General features: G+C 66.5%; 12 protein-coding genes and 2 pseudogenes. 1 reads left to right on the top strand and 13 read right to left on the bottom strand.

Translation table 11 applies throughout. The annotated features are described in order from the left end of the window. From ADBZ5N_RS08380 to ADBZ5N_RS08320, 13 genes and pseudogenes are all read right to left on the bottom strand, one after another. Nucleotides 1-186: pseudogene (locus ADBZ5N_RS08380) on the bottom strand (IS1634 family transposase); the annotation flags it as partial. A 211-nt stretch (nucleotides 187-397) separates the two neighbouring features. Beyond that, nucleotides 398-1105, bottom strand: coding sequence for a class I SAM-dependent methyltransferase (locus tag ADBZ5N_RS08375; RefSeq protein ID WP_526257033.1), 708 nt, complete (start codon nucleotides 1103-1105; stop codon nucleotides 398-400). A 90-nt stretch (nucleotides 1106-1195) separates the two neighbouring features. After that, entirely contained in the window at nucleotides 1196-5146 is a 3951-nt protein-coding gene (locus ADBZ5N_RS08370) for a DNA-directed RNA polymerase subunit beta' (RefSeq protein WP_526257032.1), read from the bottom strand. A gap of 62 nt (nucleotides 5147-5208) precedes the next feature. Then, on the bottom strand, nucleotides 5209-8739 hold the full coding sequence (gene rpoB / locus ADBZ5N_RS08365; protein WP_526257031.1) for a DNA-directed RNA polymerase subunit beta: 3531 nt from the start codon (nucleotides 8737-8739) through the stop codon (nucleotides 5209-5211). A gap of 378 nt (nucleotides 8740-9117) precedes the next feature. Continuing rightward, a complete protein-coding gene (locus ADBZ5N_RS08360) occupies nucleotides 9118-12333 on the bottom strand; it encodes a lipocalin family protein (RefSeq protein ID WP_526257030.1) in 3216 nt (1071 codons plus the stop codon). A 105-nt stretch (nucleotides 12334-12438) separates the two neighbouring features. Further along, nucleotides 12439-13467: an ABC transporter ATP-binding protein gene (locus ADBZ5N_RS08355; protein WP_526257029.1), complete on the bottom strand. Its 1029-nt coding sequence runs from the start codon at nucleotides 13465-13467 to the stop codon at nucleotides 12439-12441. A 158-nt stretch (nucleotides 13468-13625) separates the two neighbouring features. After that, the gene (rplL, locus tag ADBZ5N_RS08350; protein ID WP_526257028.1) at nucleotides 13626-14018 is read right to left on the bottom strand and encodes a 50S ribosomal protein L7/L12; all 393 of its coding nucleotides are present in this window, start codon (nucleotides 14016-14018) and stop codon (nucleotides 13626-13628) included. 36 nt (nucleotides 14019-14054) lie between these two features. Beyond that, nucleotides 14055-14582 (bottom strand): 50S ribosomal protein L10, encoded by a 528-nt coding sequence (rplJ, locus tag ADBZ5N_RS08345; protein ID WP_526257027.1) that lies wholly within the window; start codon nucleotides 14580-14582, stop codon nucleotides 14055-14057. A 329-nt stretch (nucleotides 14583-14911) separates the two neighbouring features. After that, nucleotides 14912-15796, bottom strand: coding sequence for a type IV toxin-antitoxin system AbiEi family antitoxin (locus ADBZ5N_RS08340; RefSeq protein ID WP_526257026.1), 885 nt, complete (start codon nucleotides 15794-15796; stop codon nucleotides 14912-14914). Between the two features lie 96 nt (nucleotides 15797-15892). Beyond that, a complete protein-coding gene (locus ADBZ5N_RS08335) occupies nucleotides 15893-16813 on the bottom strand; it encodes an ROK family protein (RefSeq protein WP_526257025.1) in 921 nt (306 codons plus the stop codon). Between the two features lies 1 nt (nucleotide 16814). Next, a complete protein-coding gene (locus tag ADBZ5N_RS08330) occupies nucleotides 16815-17378 on the bottom strand; it encodes a DUF7158 domain-containing protein (protein ID WP_526257024.1) in 564 nt (187 codons plus the stop codon). Further along, nucleotides 17375-21574, bottom strand: a complete 4200-nt coding sequence (locus ADBZ5N_RS08325; RefSeq protein ID WP_526257023.1) for a glycoside hydrolase family 38 N-terminal domain-containing protein — start codon at nucleotides 21572-21574, stop codon at nucleotides 17375-17377. Before ADBZ5N_RS08325 ends, ADBZ5N_RS08330 begins: the two co-directional genes overlap by 4 nt. 101 nt (nucleotides 21575-21675) lie before the next feature. Beyond that, nucleotides 21676-22392, bottom strand: a complete 717-nt coding sequence (locus ADBZ5N_RS08320; RefSeq protein WP_526257022.1) for a bacteriorhodopsin — start codon at nucleotides 22390-22392, stop codon at nucleotides 21676-21678. 216 nt (nucleotides 22393-22608) lie between these two features. On the opposite strand from ADBZ5N_RS08320, the pseudogene ADBZ5N_RS08315 reads away from it, so the two are divergent. After that, nucleotides 22609-22896 (top strand): annotated as a pseudogene (locus ADBZ5N_RS08315) (AarF/ABC1/UbiB kinase family protein); the annotation flags it as partial.

The raw sequence follows: 22896 nt of genomic DNA, 5'->3' as shown, positions 1-22896 counted from the left end.
CCCAACTCGGGACTGGCCGCCGCCAACCCTTGGCGCCATTGCGATTGGGCGTAGCCGGGCAGACGCCGCTTGACGGTGGCATACAGAGGCGGGCTGCACACCGACCTCACGCAGCACCCTTTCGGTATCGCTCTTGCTGGTGGGTTCGATGATCCTCGCCCGCACCAGATCGCGGAACACGTTGTCGCTGTGGCGCGAGCAGAAACAACCAGGTCAGCGAACTGCGGCTATCGCCGAACAGGAAACGTGAGCCAAGTCGGGTCTCATGTGGCCCGGTCCGAGGGAACTCCTAAGAAGCCCTCGAACATTGCACACTACTGGCTGCTGATAACTCGTTCACCCGATTGAGGGTGTTACGTGATGAACTCGACAGCGTACACCGGCAGAAAGTCCGCTTTCATCGCGCAAGAACCATCATCGAAGACCCCCCCATTAGGCGGACCGCGAAGTCTTCGTTGATCTGACGAACCAATCTGCGCGGGACGTTCGCAATTCGCGTGCGCAAAGCTTGACCGGGCAGTTCTTCAGTGCCGCGTGTGTAGTTCCAGTCGACAATCCGGTAACCGCAGTCTTGAAGCACAGCGAGTGCCGTCTCTTTGCAGAAATAGTGCAAGTGGCCAATTTGCTGGCGAACGCGCGGCAATGACTTCTTACGAAGCATCCCCTGCACCGACAGGTCAAGCGGTATATGGAAAAGCTTATATGTAGCCTTTGGCTTCATCGATCTTATAAAGCCCATGTAGTCGTCTACATGTTCGAATACGTCGATCGCCATAATAAGGTCCGGAGACGACTCTGAAACACTCTCTGCAAAGTAATCGTCTTGGTAAAAATTCAGCCCATCTGCCGACTTGGGTGCCGCGATTGCGTAGGCCTGCGGCGATATGTCATAGCCGTCGATTCTCGCGCCCGGAAAATTTTTCTTAAGCTGGACAAGGATCTCTCCCGCGCCAGTGCCGACCTCAACGATATGATTTGGCCTGACGTGGTTCCGGTCGAGGATCTCGCAGATCCATCTCGCTTTTGTAGGAGAATCGGCAGTGTGCCAATCTGGATTGTGCTGCAGATACTCCCCAGACTCATAAATGCTTGAATTCAAGTTCACCTCTCACCGCGATTGCTCGACAGTAGTACCGGAGTAGACACAACTGGCCGAGCGCTTTTGGTACCTACTGGCGGACCCAACCTGCCTTCCTTACCGGTAGTCGCTGTACCCGTAGTCGTCCAGGGGCACGGCCGCACCGGTGGCCTGGCCGAAGTCCGGGCTGTAGTACTGATCCTCGTACGACGGGATCGTGTACGCCGCGGCGCGGGCCTCCTCGGTGGGCTGAACCTGGATGTTGCGGTACCGGTTGATGCCGGTGCCGGCTGGGATCAGCTTGCCGATGATGACGTTTTCCTTCAGACCGTTGAGCTTGTCGCTGCGGCAGTTGATCGCCGCATCGGTGAGCACGCGAGTGGTCTCCTGGAACGACGCCGCCGACAGCCACGAGTCGGTGGCCAGCGAGGCCTTGGTGATGCCCATCAGCACCGGACGGCCAGCCGCCGGCTCGCCGCCCTCGGCAACGACGCGACGGTTCTCCGACTCGAACTCGGCACGTTCGGTCAGCGAGCCGGGCAGGAACTCCGTCGAGCCCGAATCGATGATCGTGACGCGACGCAGCATCTGCCGGATGATCACCTCGATGTGCTTGTCGTGGATCGACACACCTTGGGCCCGGTAGACCTCCTGGACCTCTTTGACCAGGTGGATCTGCACCTTGCGCGGACCTTCGACGCGTAACACCTCGTGCGGATCGGCTGAACCCTCCATGAGCTGCTGCCCGACCTCGACGTGGTCGCCGTCGGCCAGCAGACGCTCGGTCCCGTCCTCGTGCTTGAACACGCGCAGACGCTGTCGCTTGGACAGCTTGTCGTACACGACCTCCTCGGCCCCGTCGTCGGGAACGATGGTGATCTTGTAGAACTTGTCGGTGTCTTCCAGGCGAACCCGCCCGGAGACCTCGGCGATCGGGGCCTTGCCGCGCGGGACGCGGGCCTCGAACAGCTCCTGCACGCGGGGCAGACCACCGGTGATGTCCTCACCGACACCGCCCTGGTGGAAGGTACGCATGGTCAGCTGGGTGCCGGGCTCGCCGATGGACTGGGCGGCGACGATGCCGACCGCCTCGCCGATGTCGACGAGCTTGCCGGTGGCCATCGAGCGGCCATAGCACATCGCGCAGACGCCGCTCGCGCTGGTGCAGGTGAGCACCGAGCGAACCTTGACCTGCGTGATGCCGGCCTCCAGTGCCGCGTCGATCGCCGGGTCACCCAGGTCGTGTCCGCGCTCGACGATCACCGTGCCACCCGCGTCGACCGCGTCGGCGGCCAGCGTGCGGGCGTAGGCGGAGGTCTCCACGAAGGGATCCCGGATGAGGGTTCCGTCGGGGAGGCGCTCGGCCAGGTCGACGATGATGCCCCGCTCGGTGCCGCAGTCATGCTCGCGGACGATGACGTCCTGGGAGACGTCGACCAGGCGACGGGTCAGGTAGCCCGAGTCGGCGGTACGAAGAGCGGTGTCCGCCAGACCCTTTCGGGCGCCGTGGGTGTTGATGAAGTACTCCAGCACGGTCAGGCCCTCGCGGAACGAAGACTTGATCGGACGCGGAATGAACTCACCCTTCGGGTTGGTCACCAGACCCTTCATGCCGGCCAGGGTGCGGGTCTGGGTGAAGTTACCGGTGGCGCCGGACTCCACGATCGTGATGATCGGGTTGTCATCGGGGTAGTGCTCCCGCAGGGCGTCACCCACCTCCTCGGTGGCCTTCTTCCACAGCTCCACCAGCGCGTCGTTGCGCTCCTGATGGTTCAGCGCGCCGCGCTGGTACTTCTTCTCAATGCCGCGGGCTTCCTCCTCGTAACGATCGAGGATCTCCTGCTTCTCCGGGAGCACCAGCACGTCGGCCATCGAGACCGTGACACCCGAACGGGTGGCCCAGTAGAAACCGGCGTCCTTGAGCTTGTCGACGGTCTGCGCCACGACGATCATCGGGTAGCGCTCGGCCAGATCGTTGATGATCTTGGCCTGTTCCTTCTTGTGCATCTGCTTGTTGACGAACGGATAGCCCTGCGGCAGAAGCTCGTTGAACAGCACCCGGCCCAGCGTGGTCTCGCAGATCCAGGCGTTGCCCGGCCGCCAGCCGTTCTCGCCGAACAACTCGGTCTCCACCTCATGCGGCGGGCGCAACTGGTCCAGACGCACCTTGATCTGCGCGCGTACCGAAAGCGTGCCGCGATCCATCGCCATGATGGCCTCGGCCGGCGAGCTGTAGACACCGGACTCCGGAGTGTCCTTGGCCGCCGGGGTGTACTCGCCCCTGTCCCCCGCGATATGCGTGGTCAGGAAGTACAGGCCGGTGACCATGTCCAGACGGGGCATGGCCAGCGGCTTACCCGACGCCGGCGACAGGATGTTGTTGGAAGACAGCATCAGAATGCGGGCCTCGGCCTGCGCCTCGGCGCTCAGCGGCAGGTGCACCGCCATCTGGTCGCCGTCGAAGTCGGCGTTGAACGCCTCACACACCAGCGGGTGCAGCTGAATAGCCTTGCCTTCCACCAGCATCGGCTCGAAGGCCTGGATACCCAGGCGGTGCAGAGTGGGGGCGCGGTTTAGCAGCACCGGGTGCTCGGAGATGACCTCTTCGAGCACGTCCCACACCTGCGGACGCTGACGCTCGACCATCCGCTTGGCGCTCTTGATGTTCTGCGCATGGTTGAGATCCACCAGCCGCTTCATCACGAACGGCTTGAACAGTTCCAGTGCCATCAGCTTGGGCAGACCGCACTGGTGCAGCTTGAGCTGCGGGCCGACCACGATGACCGAACGGCCGGAGTAGTCGACGCGCTTGCCGAGCAGGTTCTGCCGGAACCGGCCCTGCTTGCCCTTGAGCAGATCGCTCAGCGACTTCAGCGGGCGGTTGCCCGGGCCGGTGACCGGCCGGCCGCGGCGGCCGTTGTCGAACAGTGCGTCGACGGACTCCTGCAGCATGCGCTTCTCGTTGTTGACGATGATCTCGGGCGCCCCGAGGTCGATCAGTCGCTTGAGCCGGTTGTTGCGGTTGATGACGCGGCGGTACAGGTCGTTGAGGTCGGAGGTGGCGAACCGGCCGCCGTCCAGTTGGACCATCGGGCGCAGTTCCGGCGGGATCACCGGAACGGCGTCGAGCACCATGCCCATCGGGGAATTGCCGGACTGCTGGAAGGCCGCGACGACCTTGAGCCGCTTGAGGGCGCGCAGCTTCTTCTGACCCTTGCCGCTGCGGATCACCTCGCGCAGCGCTTCGGCCTCGGCGTCGATGTCGAAGCTCTGGATGAGCTTCTGGATGGCCTCGGCACCCATCGAGCCCTCGAAGTACTCGCCGTAGCGATCGACGAGTTCGCGGTAGAGGTTCTCATCGACGATCAGCTGCTTGGGGGCCAGTTTGGTGAAGGTGCTCCAGATCTCGTCGAGCCGGTCCAGCTCACGCTGGGCGCGGTCGCGGATCTGGCGCATCTCGCGCTCGCCGCCGTCTTTGACCTTGCGGCGGACGTCGGCCTTGGCCCCTTCGGCCTCCAACTCAGCCAGGTCGGCTTCAAGCTTCTGCATCCGGGCGGCCAGGTCCAGCTCACGCTGATCCTCGACGGCCTTCTTCTCGACCACCATCTCGGCCTCGAGGGTCGAGAGTTCGTTGTGGCGCATCTCGTTGTCCACCGCGGTGATCACGTAGGCCGCGAAGTAGATGATCTTCTCGAGATCCTTGGGCGCCAGGTCCAGCAGGTATCCCAGACGCGACGGGACGCCCTTGAAGTACCAGATGTGGGTGACCGGCGCAGCCAGTTCGATGTGGCCCATCCGCTCGCGGCGCACCTTGGCCCGAGTGACCTCGACGCCGCAGCGCTCGCAGATGATGCCCTTGAAGCGGACCCGCTTGTACTTGCCGCAGTAGCACTCCCAGTCGCGAGTCGGTCCGAAGATCTTCTCGCAGAACAAGCCGTCCTTCTCGGGCTTGAGCGTGCGGTAGTTGATGGTCTCCGGCTTCTTGACCTCGCCGAAGGACCATGTGCGGATGTCCTCAGCGGTGGCCAGGCCGATGCGGAGTTCATCGAAGAAGTTGACGTCTAACACGTAACTCCCTTTCCCCTTGCGGGACTAGAAAACCAAAACTGCAGTTAGTCAGGCGGTCCCGCTCAGGCGAGATCCTCAACGGATGCGGATTCATTGCGGGACAGGTTGATTCCGAGGTTCGCGGCTGCCCGCTCCAGGTCCTCGTCGTCGCCGTCGCGCATCTCGATGGCAGCGCCGTCACTGGAGAGCACCTCGACGTTGAGGCACAGCGACTGCAGCTCCTTGAGCAACACCTTGAACGATTCCGGAATCCCCGGCTCGGGGATGTTCTCGCCCTTGACGATGGCCTCGTAGACCTTGACCCGGCCGACGGTGTCGTCGGACTTGATGGTCAACAGCTCCTGCAGCGTGTACGCCGCACCGTAGGCCTGCATGGCCCAGCACTCCATCTCGCCGAACCGCTGCCCACCGAACTGCGCCTTACCGCCGAGGGGCTGCTGGGTGATCATCGAGTACGGGCCGGTGGAGCGGGCGTGGATCTTGTCGTCCACCAGATGGTGCAGCTTGAGGATGTACATGTAGCCCACCGTCACCGGGTAGGGGAACGGCTCGCCGCTGCGGCCGTCGTACAGCATGGCCTTGCCGTCGCCGTTGACCATGACCTCACCGTCGCGGTTGGCCAGGGTCGAGCCGAGCAGACCCTGCAGTTCCTCCTCGCGGGCACCGTCGAACACCGGGGTGCTCACGATGGTGTCGGCCGGCGCCTCCAGCAGATCCTCGGGCAGGTTCTTGGCCCACTGAGGAGGATTGCCGGCGCCATCCTTTTCTATCTGCCAGCCGGTCTTGGCGATCCAGCCCAGGTGCGTTTCGAGGATCTGACCGATGTTCATCCGTCGCGGCACACCGTGGGTGTTGAGGATGATGTCGACCGGGGTGCCGTCGGGCAGGAACGGCATGTCCTCGACGGGCAGGATCTTGCCGATGACACCCTTGTTGCCGTGCCGGCCAGCCAGCTTGTCGCCGTCGGAGATCTTGCGCTTCTGGGCGACGTAGACCCGCACCAGTTCGTTGACCCCTGCGGACAACTCGTCGTCATCCTCGCGGGAGAACACCCGGATCCCGATGACCTTGCCGGACTCACCGTGCGGCACCTTCAGCGAGGTGTCACGGACCTCGCGGGCCTTCTCGCCGAAGATCGCCCGCAGCAGCCGCTCCTCCGGGGTCAGTTCGGTCTCACCCTTCGGGGTGACCTTGCCGACCAGGATGTCGCCGTCGCGGACCTCCGCACCGATGCGCACGATGCCGCGCTCGTCGAGGTCGGCCAGCACCTCATCGGAGACGTTCGGGATGTCCCGGGTGATCTCCTCGGCACCGAGTTTGGTGTCGCGGGCGTCGATCTCGTGCTCCTCGATGTGGATCGAGGTGAGCACGTCCTCCTCAACCAGACGGCTGGACAGGATGATCGCGTCCTCGTAGTTGTGGCCTTCCCACGGCATGACCGCGACGAGCAGGTTGCGGCCCAACGCCATCTCACCGTTCTGGGTGCACGGCCCGTCGGCGATGACCTGACCGGCCTCCACCCGCTGTCCGGCATCCACGATCGGCTTCTGGTTGGCGCAGGTGCCGTGGTTGGACCGGTTGAACTTGCGCATCCGGTAGCTGTGCCGGGTGCCATCATCAGCCATCACGGTGATGTAGTCGGCCGAAACCTCTTCCACCACACCGGGTTTGTCGGCGACGACGACATCGCCGGCGTCGATCGCGGCACGCAGTTCCATGCCGGTACCCACCAGGGGTGCCTCACTGCGGACCAGCGGAACCGCCTGGCGCTGCATGTTGGCGCCCATCAGAGCGCGGTTGGCGTCGTCGTGCTCGAGGAACGGAATCATGGCCGTGGCCACCGACACCATCTGGCGCGGCGAGACGTCCATGAAGTCGACCTCGGCGGCGCTGACGTACTCCACCTCGCCACCCTTGCGACGCACCAGGACGCGCTCCTCGAGGAACTTGCCCCCTGGGTCGGTCGGCGAGTTGGCCTGCGCCACAACGTGGCGGTCCTCCTCGTCGGCGGTCAGGTAGTGGATCTCATCCGTAACGACACCGTCGATCACCTTCCGGTACGGCGTCTCGATGAAGCCGAACGGATTGACCCGCGCGTACACCGACAGCGAACCGATCAGGCCGATGTTCGGGCCTTCCGGGGTCTCGATCGGGCACATCCGGCCGTAGTGGCTGGAGTGCACGTCGCGAACCTCCAGGCCGGCCCGCTCACGGGACAGACCGCCGGGGCCCAGCGCCGAGAGACGGCGCTTGTGGGTCAGCCCGGACAGCGGGTTGTTCTGGTCCATGAACTGGCTCAGCTGACTGGTGCCGAAGAACTCCTTGATCGCCGCCACGACGGGGCGGATGTTGATCAGGGTCTGCGGGGTGATCGCCTCGACGTCCTGGGTGGTCATCCGCTCACGGACGACACGCTCCATCCGGCTCAAGCCGACCCGGATCTGGTTCTGGATCAGCTCGCCGACGGTGCGCAGACGGCGGTTGCCGAAGTGGTCGATGTCGTCGACCTCGACGGGCACCTCGACGCCGCCGGGCGCGGTCATGGTGGCCGGGATACCGGACTCCGACGCGTGGTGCAGCCGGACCAGGTACTCGATGGTGGCGACGACGTCCTCTTCGGTGAGCGTCGAGTTGGTGATCGGCTTGCCGGCGTTGAGGCCCAGCTTCTTGTTCACCTTGTAACGGCCTACCCGGGCCAGGTCGTAACGCTTCTCCTTGAAGAACAAGTTCTCCAGCAGGGTCTGCGCGGACTCCTTGGTCGGCGGCTCGCCCGGGCGCAGCTTGCGGTAGATGTCCAGCAGCGCCTCGTCGGTGCCGGCGGTGGTGTCCTTCTCCAGGGTGGCCATCATGATCTCGGAGAAGCCGAACCGCTCACGGATCTGCTCGCCTGACCAGCCGAGCGCCTTGAGCAGCACGGTGACCGGCTGGCGGCGCTTGCGGTCGATGCGCACACCGACGGTGTCGCGCTTGTCGACGTCAAACTCCAGCCAGGCACCGCGGCCGGGGATCACCTTGACGCTGTGCAGCGTCTTCTCGGTGGACTTGTCGATGGTCTCGTCGAAGTACACACCGGGCGAGCGGACCAGCTGGCTGACCACCACGCGCTCGGTGCCGTTGATGATGAAGGTGCCCTTCTCGGTCATCATCGGGAAGTCGCCCATGAAGACCGTCTGGCTCTTGATCTCGCCGGTGTTGTTGTTGATGAACTCGGCCGTGACGAACAGCGGGGCCGCGTACGTCATGTCCTTGTCTTTGCACTCGTCGACCGGCGCCTTGACCTCGTCGAAGCGCGGGTCGGAGAAGCTCAGCGACATCGAGCCGGAAAAGTCCTCGATCGGCGAAAGCTCGGCGAGCACCTCCTCGAGGCCGCCGACCGGGTTCGGGTCGCCGGCGGCCTTGGCCTTCGCGCGCCACTCATCGGCGCCGATCAGCCACTTGAACGAATCAGTCTGGACGTCGAGCAGCCCAGGAACCTCCAGCGGTTCACGCAACTTCGCGAAGGAGACCCGGTTGGGGGCCCCCGGAACGGAGTTCGAAGAGTTGGTCGTCGACTTGCTCTGGCTAGAGACTGCCAAGATGCATCCTTCCAGCACTAATGCGGAATTCCGTGGCCGGTGTCAACCGACCCTTTCACCGCTCATCTGCGTAAATTCGCACTGACTTCCACTGCCGAAGGACCGGCGACGCGCACAACACGTAAAAGGTCTTCTGAGCTGGAACGATCGCTCAGACCAGGACCACGGTGTCACGGTGCGAGTTAAGGGTAGGCAGGGGGCAGCCAGCGCAACGTCCAACCATACCGCAGAACGGCGCTGTACTCAACCAGCCGATGCCGGGGTGGCCTGACGCTGGCTGGCGAAGGTTGCTACCCGGGCACGCATGCTGGTGAATAGAGTGACCCGTCAGCGCCCTTCCGTCAAGCGTTTTCAGCGCTTTTCCGCCGACTTCTTCGAAGTTTGTCCGCCGGAACCTCAAATGGTGACCGTTGCCGGTACCACGCCAGGACCCGGCACCGCTGCCGGCAACGTCTGCGGAAACTGATCGGTGGGCGTGATCCGGCCCCGCACACCGAGCTGCTTGGCCCGGTCCACCAGAGCGTTGTACTTGGCCTCGGGGATGGTCTGGTCGCGGGTCAGGATGAAGCCGGTGGACCCGGTGGAGTCGCTGACGATGACCCAGCTGTAGTCGGGTGCGTAGTCGACGATCCAGTAGTTGCCCGGTTCCCGGTCGTTGGGTTGTCCGAAGCCGAAGCCCACGTTGAGGCGGGTGTTGGTGGGGCTGTTGACCGGCACCGCGGCGCCGGTGATCGTCGACTCCGGCCCGTTGGGGCCGAAGTAGTTGCCCGAGTTCTCCACCTTGATCGAGCCGTCCGGCTGCGGGGTGTACACCGCTTTGGTGTTGACCAGGCCGAAGGAGAAGAACTGCTTGACGCTGCCCTGCTCGTACCAGGTGCCGGCGTACTGCTGGATGTCCACCGGTGGCGGGGCGGGCAGGGTGGTGGCGCCGGCCTGTCCCATCACGATCGGCCGGTTGGCCACGTAGGTGCCATTGTTGGGATTGCCGTAGATGCCGTAGACCGGGCTGGTCGGGTCGAATCCGCCATACATGTCGTTGATCCAGCCGGTGGCGAAGGTGCCGACGGCCTGCTTGGCGCCCGGGGGCGACGGCTTGACGAAGATGTCGCTGCCGATTTCACCCAGCCAGCCGAAGAAGGAGTCGCCGCCGATGGAGTCGGTGTGCGAGCCTGCGTCGATCTGAATGCCGACGAACTCGTCGGGTTTGAGTGCGGCCAGCTTTTCGGTGGTGATCCCCCAGGCGTTCCACCGCTGCGGGGGTGCGGCGATCTGGTAGTCGGGAATGTCGAGGCTGTCGAGCTTGGCGAGTTGGGCGGCGAACTGGTCGCTGGACACCCCGTCGAACATCACGACGCCGAGCAGGTTCTCGGCGGCTCCGTTATCCACCGTGTACGCGCCCGCCGTGGTGGCGAACCTGCCGCCGGCCGAGTGCCCGGTCAGCAGGAACTTCTCCGGCAGGGTGCCCTGCAGGCCGGCTTCGTTGGCGCTGATGTTCAGCGCGGCCCGGTCGCCGAGGAACATCTGGGCGGCGGCCTCACCGGTGTAGGCGTCGTCGAACCAGAAGATGGACGGCGCGACCACGATGCTGTTGGTCTCCTGGGCCATCCGGATCGCCAGATCGGCGTACCAGTCCTTGAAGCCGAGGAAGCCGTGCTGCAGCCAGATGACGCCGTTGGGCGCCACCGTCCCGTCGGCCTGGGTGGGGAAGTACCAGTCGGCCGGGGCGTCGTACCCGGTGCCGGATGGAATGACCAGCGTCGAAGTGCCGACCCGCACGCCGGTCACCCCGTTGGCCAGCGTGCCGTTGGTCGGGACGACGACGCCGTTGACGCCGTTGTTGGTGCTGGTCGGGATGTTGCTCGGGATGTCGATGCCGAACAGGCCCGCAACCTCGGAGATGATCTTGGTGAAGCCCGAAATCTGATTGGCCAGCGGTGCGGGCAGGCCCACCGCCGCCGTCGGGCCCATCTGGATCGGCGTGTTGGCACCGGCGTAGAAGCCGTATTCGGAGTCCTGGGGGGTCAGCCCGGCGTACATGTCGTTGATCCAGCCGGTGCTGAGCGTGTAGGTGGCCGCGGTGTTGCCGGCCGGCACGAACTTCGTCACCAGCTGGAGGACCAGGTCGAAGAACGGGTTCACGCCGAGCATCGAGTCGACGTGGGAGCCGCCGTTGAGTACCGCCCCGACGAACTGACCTGTCCGGGCGTTGACCAGCGCATTGGTGGTGGCGCCGAAGGCGTTCCAGCTCTGCGCGGGCGCCGCGATCTGGTAGACGGGGGTGGCCGAACCGTCCAGGATGCCGATCTCCTTGGCGAATTCGCCGTTGCCGGCCCCGTTGGACACCCCGTCGTACATCACCACGCCCACCAGGTCGCGGTCCTTGTCGCCGCCGGCGATGTAGTCGGCGGCCGTCGCGGTGGCGAACCCGCCGCCGGCCGAGTGGCCCGCGAGGGCGAACTTGCCCTCGGCGATTTCCTTGACGTCACCGGTGTAACCGGCCGCCACAGCGCTCTCGACCAGTTTGGGGCGACCGTTCGCCAGCAGGATCTCGGCGGCGGCCTGCTGGGAGGTGTCGCACACCAGGCAGCCGCCGGAGAAGGTGAACGGGATCGACGACAGAGTGGGCGCCACCACGATGCTGTTGGTCCGCTGGGCCAGATCCTTGGCCAGCGCGGAGTAGAAGGTGTTGGACGCACCGAAGCCGTGCTGCAGCCAGATCACGCCCTGAGCGTCCACCGAACCGTCGGCCTGGGTCGGGAAGTACCAGTCGGCGGCCACCGAGTCACCGATGAAGGCACCCGGCATCTCCAGTTCGGAGTGGCCGACTTGCACGCCGGTGACGCCGTTGGTCGGCTGGCCCGGCAGCTTGGGCCCAGGACTGGGACCGGCCGCGGCTACAACCGAGGTGCCGATCACGGCGGCGGGTTCGGCGCTGGAGCGCTGTCCGGTGAACGCCGCCAGCGCCGGGGCGGCGACGACCGCGCCGCCGGCGGGCTGCCAGCCGAAGTTGGTCAGAAGATCCGCGATCAACGAAGCTGCCGGAGCGGGAGCCGGGGCGGGCGCCGCGTAGGCGGCGGGGGCGGCCGGTGGGCTGGCGAGCACGGCCACGGTCGGAAGGGCTTCGTTCGCGGGCGCCCCGGGATCAACGGAAGCGACCTGCGCCGCCGCGGCCACCGCGGCCACCGAGGCCACCGCGGCCACCGAGGCCTCCGAAGCGGCCTCCGAAGCGCTGGGCGTTGCGACGAGAGGCTCAGCCTGATCCGTCTCGACAGCGGCAGCCGGGCGGACATCACCGACGGACTTGGTCAGATCCTCGTCGATCTGAGTCGCCGTATCGGTGTCTCGGCCGATGCGGGCGGTCGCCGGCTCTGCGACTCCCTCGTCGGTGGCCGCGACCGCAGCGGGCGCCGGACCGGCGTCGGTGGTCCGGGAAACACCCCGCCGGGGTGAGGTGTTGCGGGGGGAATCCGCTTTGGTCGACTCAGCGCTGGCGTTGTCAGCCTGTCCACCGTCACCGCTCTCAGCTGCGGCAACCCCCGCACCAGAAATCAGTGCTGAACCCAGCCCGACTAGAACAGCGCTGGTCCCCAGCACGATTCGACGATCACCCATTGCCCGATTCCTCCGTTTTTCGTGGTCGGGCAAACCGTACCGTGACGTCCCGACTCTCAGGGAAAATTTAGCCGATTCTGGCCGGCGCGTCACGAATCTGTCAGGTTAGTCGCCGTAGTCCGGCGTACTAGCATACGAGCTGGCGCTCGGGCTGCTGTTCTTGGCGAGGTCTTCGAGGATGGCCTCCTGGGCGGCCGGGGGCAGGGTGTGCAGGATCTCGCGCACCCGGGCCTGCCGGCGGGCAACACCCTTGCGCTCGGGCATGCCCGGGGTGACGGAGATCTGCGGGGGCACGCCCTCGATCTCTTCCACGCCGCCGTCACTTTGGCCTGCAGCCATGGCCGCCGCCTCGGCGGCGGCGGTGGCCTGGTCCTTCTCCTCGGACATGCCGATGGGACCGATGCGCCGGCCGTTGAGGAATTGCTTGACGGCAGGCTCCTCGCTGGTCAGCAGAACCTCGCGGGGACCGAACATGACCAGATGCTTGCGGTAGAGCATGCCGATGTTGTCCGGCACCGTGCGCACGATGTTGATGTTGTGCGTCACGATGAGGATGGTGGCGTCGATCTGGGCGTTGATGTCGATCAGTAGCTGGCTCAGGTAGGCGGTACGCACCGGGTCTAGGCCGGAGTCCGGCTCGTCGACGAGGATGATCTGCGGGTCGAGCACCAGGGCTCGGGCCAGGCCGGCACGCTTACGCATACCGCCGGAGATCTCGCCGGGGAACTTGTGCCCATCGTTGGGCATACCCACGATGTCGAGCTTCTCCGTGACGATCTTGTTGATCTCGGACTCTGACTTCTTGGTGTGCTCGCGCAGCGGGAACGCGGTGTTGTCGTAGAGGTTCATCGACCCGAACAGCGCACCGTCCTGGAACAGCACGCCGAACAGGGTGCGGATCTCGTAGAGCTCCTTGGCCGAACACTGGATGATGTCGGTGCCGTCGATGATGATCTTGCCGCGCTCCGGGCGCAGCAGGCCGATCAACGACTTCAGGAACACCGACTTGCCGGTACCGGATGGGCCCAGGATGACGCTCAGCTCACCGGCGGGGATAGACATCGTGACGTCTTCCCAGATTTTCGAGGAGCCGAACGACTTACTGAGGTTCTCGACGTCGATTTGAACGCCCATGCCAAATTCCTTCCCGGCGCAACACCGAAACACACATGTGGTTGGCGTCACTGTATCGCACGGTGTTGGGCCCGCATCACGTTTGCGGTACCAAGAGCAAATCCCCCGCGAACCGGTGGGCTCGCGGGGGATTCGCTGATCAAACGGGGATCGGAGACCTACTTGACGGTGACCTTGGCGCCGGCCGCCTCGAGCTTGCCCTTGGCCTCCTCGGCGGCTTCCTTCTTGACCTTCTCCAGCAGCGGCTTGGGCGCGCCGTCGACAAGGTCCTTGGCCTCTTTGAGGCCCAGCCCGGACACGATCTCGCGGACGACCTTGATGACGCCGATCTTCTTCTCGCCGGCGTTCTCGAGGATGACGTCGAACTCGTCCTGCTCCTCGGCGGCCTCGGCGGCGCCGCCCGCGGCACCCGGGGCAGCGGCGGCCACGGCGACCGGCGCGGCCGCGGTGACCTCGAAGACCTCTTCGAACTTCTTCACGAACTCGGAGAGCTCGAGGAGGGTCATCTCCTTGAACGCGTCGAGCAACTCATCAGTGGACAGCTTTGCCATGGTTGTGGCCCTTTCGTTGTATTCGTTGGGTGTGGTTTAGGCGGCGGTCTCGCCGGACTTCTTTTCCTGCAGCGCGGCAGCCAACCGGGCCATCTGCGATGCGGGGGCATTGAACAGCCCGGCCGCCTTGGCCAGGTTGCCCTTCATGGCGCCGGCCAGCTTGGCCAGCAACACCTCGCGCGACTCCAGGTCGGCAATGGCTTCCACTTCAGCCACGGACAGCGGGTGGCCGTCCATGTAGCCGCCCTTGATGATGAGCGCCTTGTGATCCTTGGCGAACTTCTTGATCGCCTTGGCCGCGTCGACGGCCTCTCCGGTGACGAACGCGATCGCGGTCGGTCCGGCGAACAGTTCGTCGAGACCCTCGATGCCGGCCTCCGCCGCCGCACGCTTGACCAGCGTGTTCTTCGCGACGGTGTAGGTGGCGGTGCCGCTCAGGGAGCGGCGCAGTTCGGCCAGGTTGGCCACGGTCAGGCCGCGGTACTCGGTGACCACGGTGGCCGTCGAGGACTTGAACTGTTCGGTGATCTCGGCGACCGCGGTGGCCTTTTCAGGCTTGGCCATGCATTGCCTCCTCGGTGTTGTCGGTGCACCACCGGAAGACGCAAAACGCCCCGACGCAGACGGTCGGGGCGCATGAGTGCCTCGTCCTCCTGCGTGGGCCGCCGGGGCATCTGCTGATGCGTCCGGCCTTCAACCATTGCTGGTGACCGACGGTCTTCGGTGGAACGGCCTCACAGTAGCGTGCCGCCCCGACCCCGCCCAAATCCATACCCCCAGGCCCCCCGCCCCCGCCCCGCCCCGACCCCGCCCCCGCCGAGCAGACGCAAACTCGCACGTTTGAGGCCGGATTCGTGCGACTTCGCGTCTGCTCGGCGTTCTGGTGGCGGGAATCAGGCGGCCGTCGCGCGGTCCAGATGACGTTGGATGCGCTCGCATAGACGTCCCGGGGATCGACGGACGTCGGCGACAACGATCGGGATGACGATCCATTCGGTGTCCTGGATTCCGGCGAACCGGTTCTTGTCGCGCTCCATCTCCACGCGGCCGGCATGCCAGGCGACACTCTCGTACTCAGCGGCCACCCGCGCGTCCGGCCACGCGAAGTCCACCCGCCACACCTCGCCGTCCCTGCCGTGGATGAGGTACTGCAACTCGGGGCGGGGCAGACCGCCATCGAGCATCGCGAGCCTCGCCTCGCTCTCCATCGCAGATTCGGCGCGGCCGTGGACCATTGGGAGCAGGTTGCGCACCTTCACAATTCCGCGTCGGCCCCGCTGCCGGTCCACAGCTTCCGCCAGATCGGCCGGCGCACACCAAGACGAGTGCAGCGCTGCATCCAGAACAGCGAGGGCGCGGGGACGTCGCGCTTCGCGTGCCAGTTCCACGGCAGTCCATGCCGGCGTCGTCGCGCGACGGCTGGAAACCAGCTGTGTCGGCGCGCCGCGCCTCTGATGGACGACGAGGCCGGCGGTCGGCCGCAACCGCACACCTGGGTCATGCACGTGAACCGAACCGCTGTCCTCGACGCTGAAGCCGTAAAGGGTTGCAGCGGTCTGCAGGCAGGCGACCGCGTGGCCGCCAATCAGCAGATCCAGCGCCCGGAGCCTGATGAGCAGGTCGGGCTCGGTCACCGAGTAGACGCCGCGCCATACCCGGATGAGGTTGCCCTTGCGAACCTGAACTTCAAGTTGCTGGCGGGTCATTGCGGTGAGTAGTTGGGCCGTGGTGGCCAGACCTTCTCCTGCGCGGATCAACTCGGCGGCATCTTTGTTCACGCGCCGCAGCGTGCGCCGGGCTCGTGACACCCACCAGCCACCTCAGCCGGGGCCTGTGGATGGATCCCCCGCCCCTGGACCCCGCGGGAGGGGGCGCTACGGGAGGGGCGCTAAGGGCTCGGGGGTGCGTAACAGCGCAGCAGCCCCGACCAGGCCGGCCTCCCCGCCGAGTTTGGCGGGCACCACCTGCAGGGCGCGAATGAAGTCCAAGGCCGCGTAGTCTCCCAACGCCTCGCGCAGAGGGTCGAAGAGCACCGGGCCGGCGTTGGCCACTCCCCCGCCGATGACCACCAGATCCAGATCACAGCAGGCAGCGACGGAAGCGACCATCGCCGCGACAGCCCGCGCGCCGCGCTGGAAGGCCCGCATCGCGACGCCCTCCCCCGAAGCTGCGGCCTCCGCCAATGACTTGGCATCAGCCCCGGTCCAGCCTTGTTCGCGGGCCCAGGCCACCAGGTGCGGGCCGCTGGCGATGGCCTCCGCACAGCCACGCCCGCCGCAACTGCACGGCGGTCCGTCGACGTCGACGATCATGTGGCCGACGTGGCCGGCATTGCCGGTGCGCCCGTCATACGGCATGCCGTCGAGCACCAGACCACCGCCGATGCCGGTCGAGACGACCATGCCGAGCATGAACGTCGCGCCCTGTCCGGCGCCGCGCCAATGTTCACCGAGTGCCATGCACAGACCGTCACCGGCCAGACGGACCGGCACACCCGGCACCGCGGCCGCCATCCGGTCACACACCGGGAAGCCGCGCCAGGCGGCGATATTGACCGGGCTGATGGTTCCGGCGGCCAGATCAATGGGGCCGGCCGAGGAGATTCCCACACCATCGACGGCTCCTCCGGCGGCGTCCAGCGCGTCGGCGACGGTGAGCTGCGCGGCGGCCCACACCTCGTCCGGGTCGGTACTGCGCGGCGTGGGCTGCCGATTCTGGTGCAGCACTTGCCCGTTGGCGTCAACGATGCCGGCTGCGATCTTGGTGCCACCGATGTCGATGGCCAGGGTGGCCATCTCAGTGCCTGTGTACGTTGTCGGGCTGGCGGGGGTCGCCGGGATGTTCGTAGCCGGGCGCCAACTGCACCAGCGCGGCGCGACGCTGATCGAGCCACAGCCGGAACGCGCGCCGTCGCGCCGCTCCGCGCAGCATGGTGGCGACGGCCTCCTCAGACTGCTGCTCACCGGCGAACCGGTGGGGGTTGCGCCGCCGGTAGTCGGCGACGGCGTCGGCGTGGACATCGACGCCGGCGGTGACGCGGGCGAAGACGGCCCGGGCCAGCGGCGCCGCCAACGCGCCGGCGGCGATGCTGCCGATCTCGAGTCGAGCTGGTAGGTCAGGCAGCAGCTGCTCTTCGGTGGGTGTGGCGTCGGTGACTGTGACACCCAGGGTCTCAGCTTCAGCGACCACCACCTTTTCGGTGACCAGCAGTTGGGTGAGCCAGCGCCGCAACTGCCGTCCTTCGCTGGTGCCCGGCCGCGGCAGTGCGGCGCTCTGCGGCGAGGCGCGCAGTGCGACTTCGCGGGCGTCGACCTCCGCCACGTGCAACGGGATGCCGGCGACCGTCGCAGCGACCGTCATCGGACCACCACCGCGACCGCCGGGGTGTAGAGCAACCGGCCCGCGCAGCCGATGCGGATCAGCGCCCACCAGCGCCCCGGGGTGACCCACGGCGGCGGGGTGAGTTCGAAGCCGACCTCGGTCGTCGAACGGGCGCGCAGCGTCGCGCCCTGGGACGCCGGGCCCATCCACTCCCAGGTGCCCCATGGGCTGATCAGGTGGGCTTCCAGGTCAAGGTCGTCGTACGCACCGCTGGCGACGGTGGCGGTCAACGTGGCGGTGTGACCGCGCGCGACGACGATGTCGGCGGCCTCCTGCTCGACGAGCCGGATCAGGTCTTCATCGGTGTCGCCGACGGTCACCACGCAGACGTCCTCGACGGGTTGCCGCCACGCGGGGGGCACGTCACCGGTCAGCGTCAACTGGGCCCGCACCGGATAGTGGCCCGGCACCGCATCGTCGGGCACCTCGACGGTGAACTCAGCCTCCCGGTGCGCGCGTGGCGGCAGTTCGACGGTGCCTTCGCCGCGGTCCTGACCAGGCCGTCCCGGTGCCCATAGCCGGGTGGCACTGTCAGCGGTCTCGGCCCAGCCGCGGGGGCGGCGCAGTCGAACCGACCCGGTGAGTGCGGTGTCGCTGCAGTCGCTGGCGACCGTGAGCCGAAGCCGCAGGGTGTCGCCCGGCTGAGCGGTCACGGTCGCCGGATGCAGGTGCGCAACGGCGGGCAGTCCGCCCAGCGGGGCCGGACCCCGGTTGTGCAGCCAGTAGCGGGCGTAGAGCGGTTGGGCCGGTTCGGCGTCAGGCGCCAATGGGGCGCCAGTAGCCTCGACGACGGGCGGTGCGTCGATCCGTGCGATCACCGTGGCGATCTGGTTGCCGTGCAGTGTCAGCGGATCACCGGACCGCTGATTTTCCAGCAGGTCGGCGCACGCCGCCCCGCTCAGGGAGCCCACGGACGAGGTGATCGTGACATCGGTTGGCAGACCGTGTGTTTCGACGAGCCGGATGATCACGTCCTGCGGGGTGACGGCGGCGGCACTGCCGGTGGCGGTGGGGTTGCCGCGCGGTTTGAGCGCGCCCAGTGCCACCGATCCACCGGGTTGTACAGCGAGGAGTGACCCGTCGGCCGGCAGCCCGCCGCTGCCTTCACCGATCGGAAAAGCGAGCAGCGGATGGTTGAATTCCGCACTGCGCGAGGGCATGCCGATACCGCGCCAGTCCCCGGCGCCGGAGACAACGGCGAAATCGAAACTATGGCTCCAGTGCTGCAGTTGGAAGTTGCTGCCATCTGGGGCTTTGCGCTGCGGCGGGTCGATCCACACCCCGGAGGGCCACCCGGTGCAGGACCGCATCAGGGAGGTGTGCAAGGTGCCGTCGCGTTCGACGGCGAAACCCGGCACACCCCGGTTGATCAGTGCGACGGTGTGCGATTCGAATTGCCCGCAGGGCGCCGGGACATCCTGGGTGACGCTGATCTCGGCGTCGTCCAGATCGGACACCAGCGCAGCCAACGCGGAATCGCCGGCGACGATGAGCACCGGCAGTGCCAGCACCTCACGCAAGTCGGCATTGGGAACCCAGACGCGGTCCAAAGGCGCCGCGGCCGGCACGAAAACCCGCGCCTGCCCGGTGGCCAGTTGGCGTTTGACCTCGGCGGCGTAGGCCGGGTCGGCGGCGGCGAGTACCGCGGCGGTGAAGGGATTGTCCCCCGGACCGCCGAGGGCGATCCGGGCATCGGGCAGGTTGGAGTCGACCTCAAGGTGTCCGTAGCGCGGGCGGTCGGCGGTGCTGCAGGTTGCAGTCACCCCGGCCCGCACCAGGGCGACCATCAGATCGCGGGCCAGTGTGGCGGCGTCGCCTCCGGAGGGGGCGATCACTTCGGCCACCGATACCGCACGGGTGTGCTCGCCGACGCGGATGCGCGCACACGAGGACAGCCCGAACCAGCCGTGCGCCGGATTGTCCAGGGTCCAGGGATGTTTGGCAGAGTCGACTGCTCGGTCTTCCCCGGAGGAGTGATCGTGCATGAGGCCGAATCCGCGGCCCACCACGGCATCGCCGACTTCGCTGACCGGCAATGCACCGGGTACCGGGCAGGGCCAGCGCAGCCGCACCAACCGGTCGGCGCCGGCGAAGTCGTCGATGGAGGTGCGGCAGTCCAGACGGTCGATGCCGTGCCACAGCGTCAGAGTCTGGGTGTAGCGCAGTTGGGTCCCGACGCTGCCGTGGATGACCAGGCGCTGCCCCAGCGGGCTCCGGTAGGCCTGCACTGTCGCCGGCGAGGACGACGAGCATTCCAGCGGGCCGGTCGGCAGCAGATGCCATGGCCCCTCCCCCGCCTCGGGGTGAGCCGGATATTCCTCGTACATCGCCAGTTCGTTGCCCACCGCGTCGTCGGCGATGAGTTCCCGGCCGCTGCCCGATTCGACCAGCGACACCACCCCGCCACCGCGCGCCGGGTCGACCCGAAGCCGGTAGTAGCCGTTACCGATGGTCAGCCCGTCGGTCTGCTCCCAGCCAGCCGGAGCAACGTCGTCGACCACCCGGTAGCTGCGCCACCCTAGTGAGTCGACCCCGTCAGCGCGCCAGCTGACCGAATGGCCACCGTCCTCCACCAGGGCGGGCAGCCGCCGACCGGCTGAGTCGAGAACCGCGGCGCCGGAGCCGACCGGCTCGTCGAGGTGCACCGTGACGATGTCGTTCCGGTTGTGCGCCAACGGGTTCCACACCACCACCGATGGCAGTTCGGCGTGGACCGCTTCGGACAGCACCGACAGTGCCCCACCGCGGGCGGCGCGACCGAGTTCCCAGGCGTCGCGCCAGCCGGTGAGTAGATCGAGGTACACCTGATCGGACTCACTGCCGGTGATGGCGTCATGGTGGGCACCCCAGGCCAACTGCACCCAGGCCTTGGCCAGTGCAGCCTCCGGGTAGCGGGCCCCGGAGAGCAGCGCGGCGAAGGTCGCGAACCGCTCCGCGCCCAGGACGGCGTCCTCAGCGGCCCGGTTGGCTTGTTTGGTGTCGATGTAGGAGACGTCTTTGCCGGTGTAGATCGGATTCATATCGCGAGTCTGCGGCGACGGCGAGACGGAACGCTCAGCGAGTTCGGCCCGCACCGCCGCGAAAAAATCGCTGGGCACTGCGCAGACGAACCGCGGCCAGCAGTAGCGGGCGTTCCAGTCCCGGTGGATCTCGGTGACCCAGGTGTTGGGCGGGGTGTAGTCGGTACCGACCGGCAGCAGCACGTTGCGGGTCAACGCGACCGACTTCAATTGGCGGAACAATTCGTAGGTCGCCGCCTCGGCTTCGGCCAGTGAGGTCGAGGAGTCCATCCACCATCCGGCCGCGTAGTGGGCCGGCATGTAATGGGTCAGCAGGCCCACGCCGGACGGGGCGATCCACTCGAACTCGCTGCGGAACTGCATCCGACGCGGATCTCCGCCGCCAGCCATCGGGCCCCATTGGTGGTGCGGCCCGCGCGCCCATGAACTCGACGTCAGCCCGGCGTCGGCGGCCATCCCGGGGAACTGCGGGTCGTGGCCGAACACGTCGAGTTGCCAGGCGGTGGCCGGATCCGCGCCGAGCACGTCGCGCTGAAACCCGATGCCGTGCACGAAGTTCCGGATCGAGGTCTCGGCGCCGGTGAGGTTGGTGTTGGGTTCGTTGTAGGTCCCGCCCATCACCTCGACCCTCCGCTCGGACAGGAAACGCAGCAGGTCCGCGCGGTCCTCGGGGTGGGCGTCGAAGTAGGGCTTGAGGTAGTCGACCTCGGCCAGCACAAACTTGTAGTCGGGGTCGCGGCGGGCCATCTCCAGGTGGGTGGCCACCAACGCGAAGGCGTTGTTCTGTTTACACGCACCCGGCGGGTCCTCGGTCCACACGCTGGTGTAGGCGCCCTGGGTGTTCCACCACACCGGGTCGTAGTGGAAGTGGCTGATCATGTGCATGGTCCAGCCGGGTTCGGTGACCTCGAACTCGAAGGGGATTTCGGTGTCACCGGCGAGCACCCGGGCCGCCCGCCTCTGACCGGGAACTGGGCCGTCGACTGCCACCGGCACCTCGAGCACCCCATCGCCGGCCGGGATCGGCTCGCCGACGCTGCGCAGGCCGTCGCCGTCGACCCTCACCAGCCCGGAGGCGCCGGTCACCCGAACAATCTGCAATGGGGCGTCGGGGTCACCGACGAAGAGGTCCGTGGCCTCGGCGCTGATCTGCACGCCCGCAAATCTACTGCCGGACGGTCAACACTGGCGGAACAGACAACCGCCGGGCTCCTGTCCAGGAACCCGGCGGCTGCCGTCGATGCTCGTGCGAAGGTTTAGACCAAGGCCCTCTCGGGTGCAGTCAGCTTCGCCGCGCCCGACACCAGCAGGATGCCGAACCCGACCTTGGCCAGCAGGTCGATGACCGCGAATACCGCGATCTCGCCGCTGAGGCTCAGCGCGCCGACGCCCTCGGTGCCAACGGCCCACAGGATCGGGTAGATGAACCACAGCACAGCCAGGATGCCCAGCAGCTTGGTGTAGAGCGCCGCATGGTCGGCGCTGCGCTCGGCGGCCGCCGCCCGGATCGGGCCGGCGATGAAGTACAGCACCACCAGGAAGAACACGCAGCTGATGATGTACCAGATCCAGCGGGTGTGGGTGTCCCTGCTCAGCGCGGCGAACAGACCGGTCAGGACCATGCCGACGTCGGCGCCGACGACGCCAGCCACCAGGGCGTTGCGGTCACGGCCGTGCAGAGTGCTGGTGAGCCGGGGCAGAGCGACCGTGATGAGGCCGATGAGCAGCAGCGGCGTGGTGAGCAACCAGTCCAGGTAGCGGGCGTAGTACACCGTCCGCTCCACCCCGCCGTTGTCGGTGAAGGAATGAATGCCCTGCTTGCTGGCCATCGCGAAGTAGGCACACGCCGCGATGATGCAGACGAAGGCACTCGCAGTGACGTGGTGTCGACTGTCGTTCTTGCCACCGATACCGATAATCGCCACGGCGCCGAGCGCCATGCCGATCGTTCCTATCCATAGCCAGGTGTTCATTGCTGTTCAGTTTCTCCCTCTGCGAAGGTCGGACGCCTCGTCGATTCGGATTGTCGCGCAGTACGAGTCTGCGGCAACCCGGTTCGGCGTTTCGGTTTACGCGTGTAATGAAATCATCATCTTTCCGTTACGCATCAACCGGCCGCCTGTTTCCCCGGTTGTGACCGACTCCGCGAAAATTCGGACAGCCCGACTCGATTTGGCAGACTGGCGGAAATGAGTTCCACCGATCACCGTCAGACGGCCAAACTCGATCGGGTGCCACTACCCATCGAGGCGGCCCGCGTCGGAGTCACGGGATGGCAACTCACCCGCACCGGACTGCGGGTTTTGACCAAGCTGCCCGCCAAGGGCAGCATCCCGGACAAGGTCATCAAGGAGATTCCGCAGACCTTCGCCGACCTGGGACCCACTTACGTCAAGTTCGGCCAGATCATCGCCTCCAGCCCGGGCGCGTTCGGCGAGCAGTTGTCACGGGAGTTCCGCAGCCTGCTCGACGCTGTT

Source organism: Mycobacterium sp., assembly GCF_044370595.1.
Classification (GTDB): Bacteria; Actinomycetota; Actinomycetes; order Mycobacteriales; family Mycobacteriaceae; genus Mycobacterium.
Note: the sequence above shows the minus strand (reverse complement) of the source record. Positions and strands in the feature narration are given on the sequence as shown.